Below are 13,366 nucleotides of genomic sequence, written 5' to 3' on the forward strand. Positions count from 1 at the left end.
TGGAGCTAAAGTTCACTGATGAGTGACGACAATCCCCACTCTAGTCGCGGCTCTGCGTCGCGTAGCTGGTTAGAACGTATTGCCAGCATTTTTAGCGCAGAGCCACAGGATATCTCGGATCTGGAAGACATTATCAGCGAAGCCGCCGTACGCGAGCTGATTGATACCGATACCAAGAATATGTTGCAGGGTGTATTGGACGTATCCAATATGCGGGCCCGCGACATTATGATCCCCCGCTCCCAGATGGCCACGCTGGATATCGAGCAACCGCTGGCCGAAGTCCTACCCATTCTGCTGGAAAACAATCACAGCCGTTATCCGGTGGTAAATGAAGATAAAGACCATATCGAAGGCATTCTGATAGTCAAAGATCTGCTGCAGTATGCACTGGACCCCAGCAATACCGATTGGCAGTGGCGCGATCTGGTGCGCCCGGCGGTCATCATCCCGGAAAGTAAGAAAGTCGATGCCCTGCTGCGGGAATTCCGGCAAAAACGCTACCATATGGCAATCGTCGTGGATGAATACGGTGGCGTTTCCGGCCTGCTGACGATTGAAGATATTCTGGAGCAAATTGTCGGCGAGATTGAAGATGAGCACGACGATGAAGAAGAGCACGATATCAAGAAGATGGCTTCGCGGGTATTTCAGGTGAGCGCTCTGACGCCACTGGATGAATTTAACGAAACCTTTGGTACCCAGTTTGACGAGGAAGATGCCGATACCATTGGCGGTATTGTGTTGCATGCCTTTGGCCATATGCCAGCAAAGGGCGAAGCGATTACGCTGGGCGATCTGACCTTTAAAGTCAGTAAAGCCAATAGCCGCCGCCTGATGCAGTTACAGGTGATCCGCTCGCGCCCGAGCGAAGCAGAAGGAAGCTAATCATCAAAGCGCTGTGGTCCCGGCCCTGGTTGGTTGCCGTCAGTTTACTGCTGGCCGGTTTAGCCAATACTCTGGCTTTCGCTCCCTATACCCTCTGGTGGTTGCCGCTATTAACGCTGGCCTGGTTTAGCGCAGCCATTGCCAACAGCGCCAACCCGCGCCAGGCCGCCGGCTATGGCTTTAGCTATGGTGTCGGTTGGTTTGGGCTAGGCATCAGCTGGGTACATGTCAGTATCGACCAGTTTGGTGGCTTGCCGCTGGCTGGTAGTCTGAGTTTAATGGCGCTATTAGTCGCCTATCTGGCACTGTTTCCGGCCTATACAGCCTGGCTCAGTCGTCGCCTGCTGGGCACTCTCGCCTTACCACTGCTGCTAATGGCGTGCTGGACCCTTAGTGAGTGGCTGCGCAGCGTATTGCTTACTGGCTTTCCCTGGTTATCGCTCGGCTACAGTCAAACGGATTCACTGTTCAGGCACTATGCGCCGCTGCTGGGTGAAATCGGTATCAGCGCCGTGCTGGTTTTTATCGCAGCCAGTCTGGCCAATCTGCTGCAGCGTCTTTCCTGGCCTGGGCGCTGCTGGCCAGCCGTAGTTAGTGTACTACTTTGCCTGCTGAGCCCAATGCTGGTGCAGTTTAAAGGCTGGCACCACAACAACGAGCAGTTAAGTGTGTTGCTGGTACAGGGCAATGTGCAGCAGGAGCTGCGCTGGGTGCCGGAGCAGGAATGGCCGACCATGCTGAAGTATCTGGATCTGACCCGGCCGCATCTGAGTCAACACCAACTGGTGATCTGGCCGGAGGCTGCCGTGCCGCGTATTGAACCTCTGGCCGATGACTTTCTGGAGAACCTGGATAAATCAGCGTTTTATAGCGATACCGCGGTCATTACCGGCATTATCGATTACAACCTGAAAACCCAGGAAGCGTGGAATAATCTGATTGTATTGGGTAAACAAACTGCCGATGCCAATAGTGGTCACTATTTCCATGGCCACGCCAACCGCTTTAGCAAACATCATTTACTGCCGATTGGCGAATTCGTGCCATTTGAGAGCTTTCTGCGCCAGCTGGCACCGATTTTCGATTTACCGATGAGCTCTTTTAACCGCGGCAGCTATGTGCAACCCAACCTGACTGCCAATGGCTTTCATTTATTGCCTGCGATCTGCTTTGAAATTGCCTTCCCGGCGCAGATCCGCGCCAATCTGACCAGCGAGACCCAGCTGTTACTGACCGTCAGTAATGATGCCTGGTTTGGCGATAGCATAGGCCCGCATCAGCACCTGCAAATTGCCCGTATGCGGGCACTGGAATTTGGTTTACCGCTGTTACGCGCCACCAATAATGGCATCACCGCGACCATAGATGCCGATGGCCAGATCCGGCAACGCGCGCCGCAGTTTACTGAAGCAGTATTAAGTGACCAGCTATCGCTGACCGATGCGAATACTCTGTACCTGCGCCTGGGCAATCTGCCAGTCTTTGGTTTTAGTACTTTGCTATTACTGCTTGCCGCTTATCGCCGCGCGCGGCCAAGCCGTTAACCCCTGCAACATAGGGTGTAGCCTCCACCCGACTATTTTTTCTGCTGTACCCAGTTTGCCGGTTGCAATTATTGGCAATTCATGACAAAACTTCTGCAGCAAAGTCATTTGCGATAAGTCGCCACCTAGATGCGACAAAAATAATAATAAGGCCCTTGGCCAATACCACAGCAATGAAGGAAGTCTCATGAAAAAAAATCACCTTACCCCTCTGGCCCTGGCAACCCTGGTTGCTCTGGGTTTAGCCGGTCAGGCCGTCGCGTCAGATCGTTTTATTATTCAGGTCGATAACGATAAAAAAGGCATCGTTAAAGCGCTGGCTGCGCAACTGGGCGCCGAGATCCATGTTGATTCAGACGGCTTTATCGCCGCTACCTTTAGCGGTAAAGATCTGTCCCAGGTTAAAGGCTTGCTCAGGAATCCGCATATTAAGCTGATTGAAGAGGACGCCAAGCGTTACCCAATGGCGCTGTACAACGATACCGCCGGCGATCCGACAGTGCAGCAATTAACCCCCTATGCTTATCTGCAGTCACAGGCACATCAAACCCCGTTTAATCTGGGCGCCTCACCCAAGGTCTGTGTGATTGACTCAGGTATTGCCCGGGATACTGGCGAAACCGGTGGTTATAATGCTGATTTTGACTGGGGTAGCATTAGCGGCACCAGTAACTCAGGTACCGGTGACTGGTTCCGCGATGGCGGCCCGCACGGCACCCACGTTGCCGGCACGATCGGCGCCGCGGACAACGGCTTTGGTGTGATCGGGATGGCACCGGGCACGCCGATGCATATTATCAAGGTCTTTAATAACAGTGGCTGGGGCTATTCTTCTGATTTAGCCCATGCTGCTAATCTTTGTGCACAAAATGGCGCCAAAGTTATCAATATGAGTCTGGGAGGCGGCCGCGCCAACAGTACTGAAGAGAATGCCTTTATCAACTTTACCAATAATGGTGGTCTGGTGCTGGCGGCAGCTGGTAACAGCGGTAATAACGTTCGCTCTTTCCCGGCTGGCTATCCATCGGTAATGATGGTCGGAGCTAATGATGCCAATGATCAGATTGCCTCATTTTCGCAGTATCCATCCTGCACTACCGGCGTTGGCAAAAATCAGACCACGAATGAAGGCCTCTGTGTCGAAGTGACTGCGGGTGGCGTGGATACCTTATCCACTTACCCCTCTGGTGGTGCCGCCTTTGCAGCACTCACCGCAGGGAATAACGGCTACGCCGCATCAGCGATGGAAAACACCGGCGATGCCTCAGGCAGCACCTATTTTATGGGCCTGGCGACCAGCACTAACAGCGCCGCAGCCGGTAAGATCTGTGTTATTGATCGTGGTACTATCTCATTCCACGACAAGGTACGTAACTGTCAGTTGTCGGGCGGTATTGGCGCGATCCTGATTAATAACGAACCCGGGATGCTGTATGGCACCCTTGGCACCAGCAATCAAACCAGCATCCCTGCTGTTGGCGCCGCCTTTGAAGATCGCAGCGCTCTGGTCGCTGCAACCTCGGCTTCGATCAGTAACGGTGCGTCAGATTATGGTTATATGAGCGGTACCTCGATGGCAACACCAGCTGTTGCGGGTCTGGCGGCGCGGGTATGGTCTAACTTCCCGCAGTGTACCGGTACTGAAATCCGCAATGCCTTAAAAGCGACCGCAGTGCGGCCGACGGGCGGCGATGCGGTGAAGTTTGGTAAAGGTATTGTCAAAGCGAAAGCGGCGCATGATTACCTGGCAACCCATGGTTGTGCCGGCGGCAGCTCGGGTGGTGGCGACACTGGTGGTGGTGGCGGCAGCTGCAAAGGTAAAAAGTGTAGCTGAGCGCTGTATCAGTTATTAGCTAGCCCTGATAATAGAAAGCCGCGATATCGCGGCTTTGTTTTTACTGGCTTGTTGCAACTCGCCGTTATTCCTCACTACCGCCGTTAACCAGCTCGGCGATTTCCGCCAGGCGCAGTAACGCCCGACCGTTAAGGGATTTTTTCGGATACTGACCGCGGTTATTACGTTCTCCTGCGACTTCACCGGTTAACAGCTCCAATGCCTGATCCACAGTTTTAACGGTGTAAATATGGAACTGCCCGGCAGCAACCGCAGTCACCACATCCTGATCCAGCACCAGATTTAACTGATTACTGGCCGGAATAATCACCCCTTGCTCACCAGTCAGGCCTCGTGACTGACAGAGCCGGAAATAGCCTTCAATTTTTTCATTCACACCGCCTATTGCCTGCACCTGACCGTATTGGTTAATCGAGCCGGTCACCGCCAGACTTTGCCGGATTGGAATCTCGGTAATGGCCGAGATCAGGGCACAGACTTCAGCCAGTGAGGCGCTGTCACCGTCAATGTGGCCGTAGGACTGCTCCATTGCAATATTCGCGCTTAAGGTCAGCGGAAAATCGCGGGCATATTTGGCCCCCAGATAACCGGTTAGTAATAATACACCCTTGGAGTGGATCGCTTTACCCAGCTCCACCTCTCGCTCGATATCCACTACGCCACTGGAACCGGCGAATACCGTCGCGCTGATCCGCGCTGGGGTACCAAAGGCGGTATCACCGATTTCCAGTACCGTCAGGCCATTGATCTTACCGACTGCCAGGCCGTCAGTATCGATCAGAATATGTCCTTCCTGAATATCTTCTAAAAACGCCTCACTGATGCGGCCGGTGCGGTATTTTTTCCCTGCCAGCGCCTGGCGGACATGCTCACTGGTTAATTGTTCAGCCTGTTGCTGCCGGGCAAAAAAGCAGGCTTCACGCACTAACTCCAGCACGTCGGCAAAACGGGCAGACAGCTTACGCTGGTGTTCAGCCTGACGGAAACTAAACTGCAATAGCTGCTGCAAGCCACAGCTACTTAGCGACAGTAAACCCATCTCCTGCAATTGCAGCTGAATTTGCGCTGCCATATCGCTTAAGGTTTGCGGCAAATAAGGCAAATAGTGCTCGAAATCGGCTAGTACCCGGAATAACTCATTAAATTCTTCGTCGAAATCCTGCACTAAATAGTACAGATCGCGCGAACCCAGCAACACCACCTTAACGCTGAGCGGGATGGCGCGCGGCGTAATAATAGTCGAGTTCGTTACTGCATGATCGCTAAGGGTATCAATCACCACTTCACCGGCCTTTAATGCCAGCTTTAACGCATCCCACACGGCGGGCTGGGTTAATAGCCGATCGGCATCCAGGATCAGATAACCGCCATTAGCTTTGTGCAGGGCGCCGGGGCGGATCATCCGGTAATTGGTAAATAAGGAACCACCGGCCGAGCTGTATTCCACCCGGCCAAATAGGTTGCCATAGCTGGGGTTAGGTTCAAAAATAATCGGCGCGCCAGACATCGTTTCATGATGTACCAGCACATTAGGCACAAACTCTTCGATAAAGATTTCGCGGCTAACCGGCTCCTCGCCTTTCTCGCCTTCCGATTCATCCGGCAGCAGCTCCATTACCGCTTTCACCAGTTCCGGTCGCATCTCACGCAGGTATTTTAAGACCCCCAACTCGGCATTGTAGTGATGCTCCAGCTTTTTCAGCATCGGCTTAATCGCTTGCTCAATGGTATCTTTGCGCAGCGCCCGCAAATTCTCCGACAATTCCCGCTTCCACTGCGGCAATTCCAACAGCTGTTCGTTGAGGATCGTTTCCAGCTCCGATACCAAATCATAGAAATACTGCCGCTGCTCTTCAGATAGCTTGGTAAATTCCTGATCATCCAAAGGCTTGCCATCAATGATTGGCGAAAAGCTTACCGCACCATTTTCTTCGTACAATACCACCTGCTTTTCCAGCGCTTTCTTCTCAACCTGTTCGATGGCCTGTTCATAACGCTCATCAAAGGCCCGGTGAATGGCTTTTTTCTTGCGTTGATAGCCAGGGTTATCAAAGGCAGCCGGAAAGGTATCCAGCAAATCATCAATCAAACTTTCCAGCTTTTTGACCAGCACCCGGCCTTCACCCGGTAGCAAGCGCAGCGTAATAGGTACCCGTTCGTCATCAAAATTGTTCAGGTAGCACCACTCTTCCGGCGTGGCTTTTTCACTGGCGGCCAGCTGCAGAATTTCCTGTACCAGCGTAAAGCGCCCCAAAGCCGGCTCCCCCATCACATAGAGGTTATAGCCCGGCATATCCATCCCAATGGCAAACTCCAATGCAGTTCGGGCGCGGTCCTGGCCGATAAAGGCGGCGGGAACAGCAGGTTGCTGCAGAATATCGGAGACCAGTGCTGAATCCAGTTGCGGGCCAAGTTGTGCCGGCGTCAATGCCAGTTGCTGCTCTAATTGCGTCATTTAGTGCCTTAACAATAAAGGTAAGTTTTTTATATAGTAACAAAAAGCCGGTTACTGCGCTGTAGGCTGTGGCTAAAGTTTTCTGCGTTAACGCCGATAAGCAGGTAAGTGCGATAACTGTAAACCGGAGTATCAGATGAACGAGCGCGACTGCCTGCAAAAAATCCGTAACCTGGGGGTTCGCCTGCAGGAGCTGGAGCTGGCCAGACCGCAGCCGGGCAAATCCTATACCTCGGTAGCGCTGGACTTTTTGTTTAAAGAGCACCAGTTAGAACGGCCGACCGGTGCACCACTGGAGTATACGCTCAGAACTCTGGGCAAGGCACTGATGGAGCGGCATCAGCTGAAGTTTCAACGCCTGGATGCTACGGCTATCGTCGACTATTTTTGCCGTTTTTATCGCGTGCATTAAACCGTATAACACTAACTGCTACCAATGCCAGAGCCGTCGGCTCAAGCCATAGCCAATGCTGACAACCAGCAGCATAGCCAACAGATAGGCCGTGCTTAAATAGGCCAGCGCATCCACCGGACAATGTAAAGAGTAAACCGTGGCGGCCAGAAAACCCGCTAAACCGCTACAACTCAGCACCAAACGCCAACGATAAAGTGGTTTAGCCCGGCGTAGTAAACGGAACAAACCCAGCAGGCAAAACGATGCCACAACACCAATCCACGCTACGCAGCTCCAGAATGATGGCTCAGCAAGGGCGTCAGTCAGCGACAGCTCTGGTGCCAGCCAACCAATAGCCAGCAAAGCCGCCCCTCCCGCCAACGCACTCAGCGCCGCACCCTGATATTCTCTATAGGAATACTCGGCTGGCTGACTGCTTAATTGGGTGCAGCGCAGCAGCGCAAAGGTGAACGCGAAAAGCGCAACCGTTTTTAACAGCGCCAATACTGACCACTGCGCTCTGAAACCCAAAGGTGCTAGCAGCAAAAGTGCCAGCGAAAATGACAATAACAACCCTATCATTATCAGTCTGTCGGTTAGCATTGGGACAACGGCGCTGTGCCGCACCAGCAGCTGGTTGATTAACTGCTCTGTTTTATCCTTCATCTGCGCTCTCCCCCGGTGCTACCGGCTTTTATTTCGTTGCGTAGCAGCACTAACGCGCGATGCACATTGACTTTTACCCATGCCACACTGCGTTGCATCATATTTGCCGTTTCCGCCACTGACATTTCCTCGACCTTGGTTGCGTAAAGAACCTCCGCTTGCAGCTCTGTTAGCGGTAATAATAATCGCTGCAATGCCTCCGCCTGATCCTCGTGATCTGCCACGACTGTTGGATGCCAGGAGTCATCCTCCGGGTAAGTCTCTGCTTGCTGGCGGATCTGTTGGCGCCGGTTCTCGTAAAATTTATGCCGTAAAATACCGCTAATCCAGGGTTCAACCGGCAAACCCGGCTGATAGCTGTGTAACACCCGATGTATCGTTAACAAGCTTTCCTGAACCAGGTCGTCAAGTTGGTCGCTATTCACATAACGTCGCCCACGACGCTTGATAAAGGGTACTGCCTGGCGCAAAAAGCGCTCATAGGCTGCGTTATCCCCTTGTTGTGCTCTAACTAGCAAAGTCGACCACTCATCCATCAGATTTCTCTATTCATTCCCGTGGCATATCTGCCTGTATCGGAGTATTGACCGGTAAACAGCAAAAGGTTACAGACCCGCATAAAATAATTTTCGCTTTTTTTTGTAACCTTTTACTTAGCGTCAGGCAATAACTAGCGACCAGAGCGTGTTCTGGCACATTTAATCTGACTTTCTAAAAGGAACATAGTATGAAGACTTCGTTACTGACCGCGGCTTTAATCAGCACCGTCATCACTCTGACATTCGCTCAGTTGCCTGCTGCATACGCTGGCACTCTGAGTTTACCCGCTTATTCCGCAGACAGTTTTCAGCTGGCTGAAGCAAAAGGCAGTTTTGTGCTGGTTGCGACCAAGCCAGGCTGTCCGGTGTGTAGCAAACAAATTCCAGTCATCGAAAGCACGCTGCAACTGCCCGAGTTCGCTAATCTCACCGTACTGCAATATAACCAGGTTACCGAAAAAGCATTGAACAAACGCTTTGGTGTAACCGGCCAGAGCACCATTATTGTCTACCGGGACGGGGTTGAAGTATCAAGAACCCGAGGGCTGACCGAGGCTGATGCGATCAAAACTGAACTGATGAAAGCGCTGTAAGCGGAGGCACCATGTTACCTGACGTCTCCGTTTTACCTTTGCTGTTTTTGGCTGGCATGCTGATTACACTGTCCCCTTGTATTCTGCCGGTGCTGCCTGTAATGGCGGCGTCAGGGTTAGCTAAACACCGTTATGCACCAGTATTGACCGGACTGGGTTTAGCGATTGGATTTGCATTAATGGGCGCAAGCCTAAATGGCTTACTCCAGTTACTCGATATTAGCATTGCGCAAAGCAGACCTGTCTTTGCCATTATTATCTTATTGATGGGTGTGATGCTGGTGGTGCCGGTATTTAAAAGCGGCTCTTCTTCACTACTGGCGCCATTAGCGGCAAAAGCGGATAACCTGGCAAGCCGCCTGGAACAAAAGCCCGGTGGGACCTTGTGGTTGGGGTTGTTGTTAGGTGCCATCTGGAGCCCCTGTGCCGGACCTGTGTTAGGTGCAGCATTAAGTTTTACTAACACCTCGGCATCGATAGTAAGCGCGACGCTACAGATGTTTGTCTTTGGCTTAGGTGCAGCCCTGCCGCTGATTATCGTTGCTTATCTGATGGCAGGCTCAGCAGATCGCTTTTTACCCAAGTTTGCTGCCAAAGGTGAGCGCGGCCGCCAGATTTTGGGTTATAGTTTAATTTTGGTGGCGTTGTTAATCTTAACCAACCTTGATCAAACCCTATTGGTGCTCGCGACTGAAAATTTGCCGGCGAGTTGGTTGGAACTGATTACCCGTTATTAACTACGTCGTAACAGCAAACTAAACCGGCGCTGTATTACCGGGTACTGAACAGACTTTTATTTTCTGATGATGGCCAGCGGAAATGCTGGCCAGTTGAACAAACGAGGAAAACGTGATGAATACATTAACCAAAACGCAATTAACTCTGGCGCTGGGCGCCCTTACACTGGGCTCAGGTAATGCCCTGGCGGATAGCAACCCATTTCAGGCGCAACAACTGAGTATGGCCTATCAAGTGACCACTCAGGACAATACCGGGGTTAAAGTTAAGGTAAAAGAGCAAGCCACCGATAAAGCCAAAGAAATGAAATGCGGTGAAGGTAAGTGTGGTGAAGGCAAATGCGGCGCCGAAATGCAGAAAAAAATGGCGGATGCCAAAAAGCAGGCTGCCGACAAAGCCAAAGAAATGAAATGTGGCGAAGGTAAATGCGGTGAAGGCAAGTGCGGTGCCGAGATGCATAAAGCCGATGCCAAAGCTAAGGCCGCTGAAGCTAAAGCTGCCGGTCAGGAAAAAGCCGCTGATGCCAAGAAAAAAGCCAGTGATAAAGCCAAAGAAATGAAGTGCGGCGAAGGTAAATGCGGCTCTATCTAACGCCAAATGAAACCACTCGCTCACTTTAGTAGCAGCAGCGCAGGCCTTGGCCTGCGCCGCGAATTGCTGCCAGAACTGTTAGCAGATAAGCCAGCTATCATCGATTTCTTTGAGGTTGCGCCAGAGAACTGGTTACCTTATGGCGGTAAACTGGCGAAGGATTTCCGGCAACTGACCGAACGCTATGCGTTTTTTTGTCATGGCCTGTCGTTAAATATTGGTGGCCCGGATCCGCTGGATCTGGATTTTTTGCAGCAGCTAAAACACTTTCTCGACCAGCATCAGATCCTGCGCTATAGCGAACATCTGAGTTATTGTGCTGCCGACGGTCATCTGTATGACCTGATGCCGATCCCCTTTACTGAGGAAGCGGTACATTATGTGGCGGCACGGATTAAACAGGTGCAGCAGATCCTGGAGCGGCCATTGATTATCGAGAATGTCTCCTACTATGCTGCGCCAGCACAGCAATTAAGTGAACTGGAATTTCTGTTGGCGGTGCTTACGGAAGCCGACTGCCCGCTGCTGCTGGACGTAAATAATATCTATGTCAATTCCATCAACCATGGCTACGATGCCAGAGCCTTTTTAGCTGCGATGCCAAGCGAGCGCATTGCCTACTACCATATTGCCGGACATTACCAGCAAGCGGCCGACTTACTGATTGATACCCATGGCGCTGCCATTCCTGATCCGGTTTGGCAATTGTTGCGTCTTAGCTATCAGCAGCATGGTGTAAAACCGACCTTATACGAGCGGGACTTTAATATCCCGCCGCTGGCCGACCTTTGCCAGGAACTGTCGCAGATTAAGCAATTGCAGCAAGTTGCCAGCCCGAGACCAGCAGCAGTATGACTGAGCCGACAGCCCCTAACTTACAGCAAACCCAACTGGCGTTCGCCCGGGCCATTCGCCACCCCCAAGAGCCCTATGCGGAGCAGACAGTGCCAACAGCACGGCTGCAGATCTATCAGCAGCTGTTCTTCAATAATGTCAGCGGCTTTATCGATAATGCCTTCCCGGTGCTCAGCACCCTTTATCAGCCCGATGCCTGGCTAAGCCTGAAACAACGCTTTTTCGCCGATTATCGCTGTCACTCGCCCTATTTCTTGCATATTGCCCAGCAATTTGTCGATTTTCTGCAGCAATATCAGCCCGCTGCCGCCGATCCGCCGTTTTTAGCCGAACTGGCCCATTACGAATGGGCTGAGCTCTATGTCGGGACACTAGCCGTCACGTCAGCACAGCAGGCCGTGATACCGGCACAACTAATGTCGGCCAGGTTAAGGCTAACCGAAGCCAGCCTGTTAGCGGTATACCAGTATCCGGTGCAGCATCTGAGCCCGGATTATCAGGTTAACGAACCCGGACCAGGCCAGGCCTTTCTAATCTACCGCGATTGGCAGGATGAAGTGATCTTTGTGCAGTTAAATCAGGCCAGCTTACTGCTGTTACATCTGCTGACGGAGCAGCCGGGACAAACCTTACCACAACTGACTGCCAGCCTGGCACCACAACTCGCGCCCTACAGCGCAGCGCAACTGACCGAATTTGCGCTACCCTTACTGACAGAGTTGGCCGTTAAGGGCGCACTGCTGCACGATGGCGGCTAAGTTGGCCTTGTCGCCTTAGCCGGCTCAACTTGAATTTTTTTCATCTTGATTGAAAAAACTTTCACGCCAAATGGATAGCCAGACGTCTAAATAGCTGTATACTTATGCTATCAGGTTTTGGAGTAACAGCATTATGGCATTATCACTGGCAGAGAAAATTGCAGATCCACAGCAAGGGGTATATCTGATTGGTACTACTCCACCCAAAGCCGGCACCGCTGCTGATAAAAGCTTGCGGATCGCGGGTAAGTTGTTAGGCCGTTTGCAACAGCTCGAATACGATGGCCTGATTGTCTATGATATTCAGGATGAAAGTAGCCGGGTTGCCACCGAGCGTCCTTTCCCGTTTCAGAGCACTCTGGACCCGCGCGAATACAGCCGGTTGTTACGCGAGCTATCGGCGCAGGATGTCATTACTTATAAAAGTGTGGCTCAGCGTGATAGCAGCGAATTTGAGCACTGGCTTAGTGAAAGTGCCGCAACTTTTGCCCTGAAAAATCTGGTGTTAGTGGGTAGCCCTTCATCACATGGCCAGATCAAGCTCAGTTTACCGCATGCCTATCAGCAGCTCGCCGCCCATCCGGCAAGCTTCTTTTTGGGTGGAGTTGCCATTGCCGAACGCCATGCCAAAAAAGGCGATGAACATTTACGCTTAATTGATAAAGCGGCCCAGGGCTGTCAGTTCTTTATTTCGCAGGCGGTATATAACGCCCAGGCGACCATTGATCTGATTACCAGCTATGCCCGCAGCTGTAAACAGCAAGGTCTGACGCCAAAACGTCTGATTTTAACCTTTACCCCGTGCGGCAGTGAACAGACGCTGGATTTTATGCAATGGCTCGGTATTTCGGTGCCACAGGCCTCGCGTTATCGTATTCTGGATGCCGAAAACCCACTGAACGAATCGATTAAGATCTGCCGCGACAATCTGACGCAGATCTTAACCCACTGCGCGAATTTGGAGGTGCCGCTGGGCCTGAACGTTGAAAGCCTGACCAACCGCAAGGAAGAAATCGATGCCTCTATCCGCTTGTTCCGGCTATTAAAGGCGCTGATGGAGTTACATCTGGCAGAAAAGCAGGTTGCTTAAGCGACCTGTCGTGTCCGAAAAACTAAGCTTAACGCTTAACTCAGTTTAGGTGCATCGTAGTTGGCTGGCTCGTCCGTATAAATACAGACATTCCACCGGGCCGCCAGCCCATTTTCTGCCAGACAATATTGTTCAAAAAAGGCTTTAATTTCGGCGCGTTGGCAATGCGCTTCAAAGCTGGCTAAATCGGCCCAGATTTCATTAAAAGCAATCGGAAAACTCGTACCATCAGCAAAAGGACTCTGGATCTGCCGGGTCACCACATACTGCAAACAGCCGTCTTCCCGCAACGTATTAGGTTCTAAGCTTTGCAACACCTTAAATAGCTCAGCTTCTTTACCGGCTTTTGGCAGAAACTGTGCCACACAATAGACTTTCTTTGACATCACGCTACTCTTTA

14 protein-coding genes are annotated in these 13,366 nt (G+C 51.8%); 10 read left to right on the forward strand and 4 right to left on the reverse strand.

What is annotated here, in order from left to right; genetic code table 11:
• Positions 1-18 precede the first annotated feature (18 nt).
• From A9165_RS10810 to A9165_RS10820, 3 genes are all read left to right on the forward strand, one after another.
• Complete coding sequence (locus A9165_RS10810; RefSeq protein ID WP_065955875.1) at positions 19-888, forward strand: HlyC/CorC family transporter; 870 nt, start codon at positions 19-21, stop codon at positions 886-888.
• 29 nt (positions 889-917) lie between these two features.
• The gene (gene lnt / locus A9165_RS10815) at positions 918-2,432 is read left to right on the forward strand and encodes an apolipoprotein N-acyltransferase (RefSeq protein WP_065955876.1); all 1,515 of its coding nucleotides are present in this window, start codon (positions 918-920) and stop codon (positions 2,430-2,432) included.
• Positions 2,433-2,619: 187 nt separating this feature from the next.
• Positions 2,620-4,266 (forward strand): S8 family serine peptidase, encoded by a 1,647-nt coding sequence (locus A9165_RS10820; RefSeq protein WP_065955877.1) that lies wholly within the window; start codon positions 2,620-2,622, stop codon positions 4,264-4,266.
• Between the two features lie 85 nt (positions 4,267-4,351).
• Here A9165_RS10820 and A9165_RS10825 read toward each other — a convergent pair whose 3' ends face one another.
• The gene (locus A9165_RS10825) at positions 4,352-6,742 is read right to left on the reverse strand and encodes a Lon protease family protein (RefSeq protein WP_065955878.1); all 2,391 of its coding nucleotides are present in this window, start codon (positions 6,740-6,742) and stop codon (positions 4,352-4,354) included.
• Between the two features lie 136 nt (positions 6,743-6,878).
• Between A9165_RS10825 and A9165_RS10830 the strand changes: the two genes are divergently transcribed.
• Positions 6,879-7,154 (forward strand): hypothetical protein, encoded by a 276-nt coding sequence (locus A9165_RS10830; protein WP_008608700.1) that lies wholly within the window; start codon positions 6,879-6,881, stop codon positions 7,152-7,154.
• An 18-nt stretch (positions 7,155-7,172) separates the two neighbouring features.
• Here A9165_RS10830 and A9165_RS10835 read toward each other — a convergent pair whose 3' ends face one another.
• Both A9165_RS10835 and A9165_RS10840 read right to left on the reverse strand, forming a co-directional pair.
• Positions 7,173-7,802 carry an NrsF family protein gene (locus tag A9165_RS10835; protein WP_065955879.1) on the reverse strand — a complete coding sequence of 210 codons (630 nt, stop codon included), beginning with the start codon at positions 7,800-7,802 and terminating at the stop codon, positions 7,173-7,175.
• Positions 7,799-8,338, reverse strand: coding sequence for an RNA polymerase sigma factor (locus A9165_RS10840; RefSeq protein ID WP_065955880.1), 540 nt, complete (start codon positions 8,336-8,338; stop codon positions 7,799-7,801). The genes A9165_RS10835 and A9165_RS10840 overlap by 4 nt, the downstream gene beginning before the upstream one ends.
• A 191-nt stretch (positions 8,339-8,529) precedes the next feature.
• Between A9165_RS10840 and A9165_RS10845 the strand changes: the two genes are divergently transcribed.
• From A9165_RS10845 to A9165_RS10870, 6 genes are all read left to right on the forward strand, one after another.
• Positions 8,530-8,934, forward strand: a complete 405-nt coding sequence (locus A9165_RS10845; protein WP_065955881.1) for a thioredoxin family protein — start codon at positions 8,530-8,532, stop codon at positions 8,932-8,934.
• 11 nt (positions 8,935-8,945) lie between these two features.
• On the forward strand, positions 8,946-9,671 hold the full coding sequence (locus A9165_RS10850; protein ID WP_065955882.1) for a cytochrome c biogenesis CcdA family protein: 726 nt from the start codon (positions 8,946-8,948) through the stop codon (positions 9,669-9,671).
• Between the two features lie 115 nt (positions 9,672-9,786).
• On the forward strand, positions 9,787-10,263 hold the full coding sequence (locus A9165_RS10855; protein WP_065955883.1) for a hypothetical protein: 477 nt from the start codon (positions 9,787-9,789) through the stop codon (positions 10,261-10,263).
• Positions 10,264-10,269: 6 nt separating this feature from the next.
• A complete protein-coding gene (locus tag A9165_RS10860; RefSeq protein WP_065955884.1) occupies positions 10,270-11,118 on the forward strand; it encodes a DUF692 domain-containing protein in 849 nt (282 codons plus the stop codon).
• On the forward strand, positions 11,115-11,876 hold the full coding sequence (locus tag A9165_RS10865) for a DUF2063 domain-containing protein (RefSeq protein WP_065955885.1): 762 nt from the start codon (positions 11,115-11,117) through the stop codon (positions 11,874-11,876). Before A9165_RS10860 ends, A9165_RS10865 begins: the two co-directional genes overlap by 4 nt.
• A 133-nt stretch (positions 11,877-12,009) precedes the next feature.
• Positions 12,010-12,966, forward strand: coding sequence for a hypothetical protein (locus A9165_RS10870; RefSeq protein ID WP_065955886.1), 957 nt, complete (start codon positions 12,010-12,012; stop codon positions 12,964-12,966).
• Positions 12,967-13,001: 35 nt separating this feature from the next.
• Here A9165_RS10870 and A9165_RS10875 read toward each other — a convergent pair whose 3' ends face one another.
• Positions 13,002-13,352, reverse strand: coding sequence for a putative quinol monooxygenase (locus A9165_RS10875; protein WP_008608705.1), 351 nt, complete (start codon positions 13,350-13,352; stop codon positions 13,002-13,004).
• Between the last annotated feature and the right edge of the window lie 14 nt (positions 13,353-13,366).

The sequence above is a fragment of the Alishewanella sp. HH-ZS genome (assembly GCF_001704375.1).
Taxonomy (GTDB): Bacteria; Pseudomonadota; Gammaproteobacteria; order Enterobacterales; family Alteromonadaceae; genus Alishewanella; species Alishewanella aestuarii.

Bases quoted from the DNA above. Each gene is read 5' to 3' on its own strand.
- A9165_RS10810 (WP_065955875.1), top strand. From the start codon at position 19: ATGAGTGACGACAATCCCCACTCTAGTCGCGGCTCTGCGTCGCGTAGC.
- A9165_RS10820 (WP_065955877.1), top strand. From the start codon at position 2,620: ATGAAAAAAAATCACCTTACCCCTCTGGCCCTGGCAACCCTGGTTGCT.
- A9165_RS10825 (WP_065955878.1), bottom strand. From the start codon at position 6,742: ATGACGCAATTAGAGCAGCAACTGGCATTGACGCCGGCACAACTTGGC.
- A9165_RS10830 (WP_008608700.1), top strand. From the start codon at position 6,879: ATGAACGAGCGCGACTGCCTGCAAAAAATCCGTAACCTGGGGGTTCGC.
- A9165_RS10835 (WP_065955879.1), bottom strand. From the start codon at position 7,802: ATGAAGGATAAAACAGAGCAGTTAATCAACCAGCTGCTGGTGCGGCAC.
- A9165_RS10840 (WP_065955880.1), bottom strand. From the start codon at position 8,338: ATGGATGAGTGGTCGACTTTGCTAGTTAGAGCACAACAAGGGGATAAC.
- A9165_RS10845 (WP_065955881.1), top strand. From the start codon at position 8,530: ATGAAGACTTCGTTACTGACCGCGGCTTTAATCAGCACCGTCATCACT.
- A9165_RS10850 (WP_065955882.1), top strand. From the start codon at position 8,946: ATGTTACCTGACGTCTCCGTTTTACCTTTGCTGTTTTTGGCTGGCATG.
- A9165_RS10855 (WP_065955883.1), top strand. From the start codon at position 9,787: ATGAATACATTAACCAAAACGCAATTAACTCTGGCGCTGGGCGCCCTT.
- A9165_RS10860 (WP_065955884.1), top strand. From the start codon at position 10,270: ATGAAACCACTCGCTCACTTTAGTAGCAGCAGCGCAGGCCTTGGCCTG.
- A9165_RS10865 (WP_065955885.1), top strand. From the start codon at position 11,115: ATGACTGAGCCGACAGCCCCTAACTTACAGCAAACCCAACTGGCGTTC.
- A9165_RS10870 (WP_065955886.1), top strand. From the start codon at position 12,010: ATGGCATTATCACTGGCAGAGAAAATTGCAGATCCACAGCAAGGGGTA.
- A9165_RS10875 (WP_008608705.1), bottom strand. From the start codon at position 13,352: ATGTCAAAGAAAGTCTATTGTGTGGCACAGTTTCTGCCAAAAGCCGGT.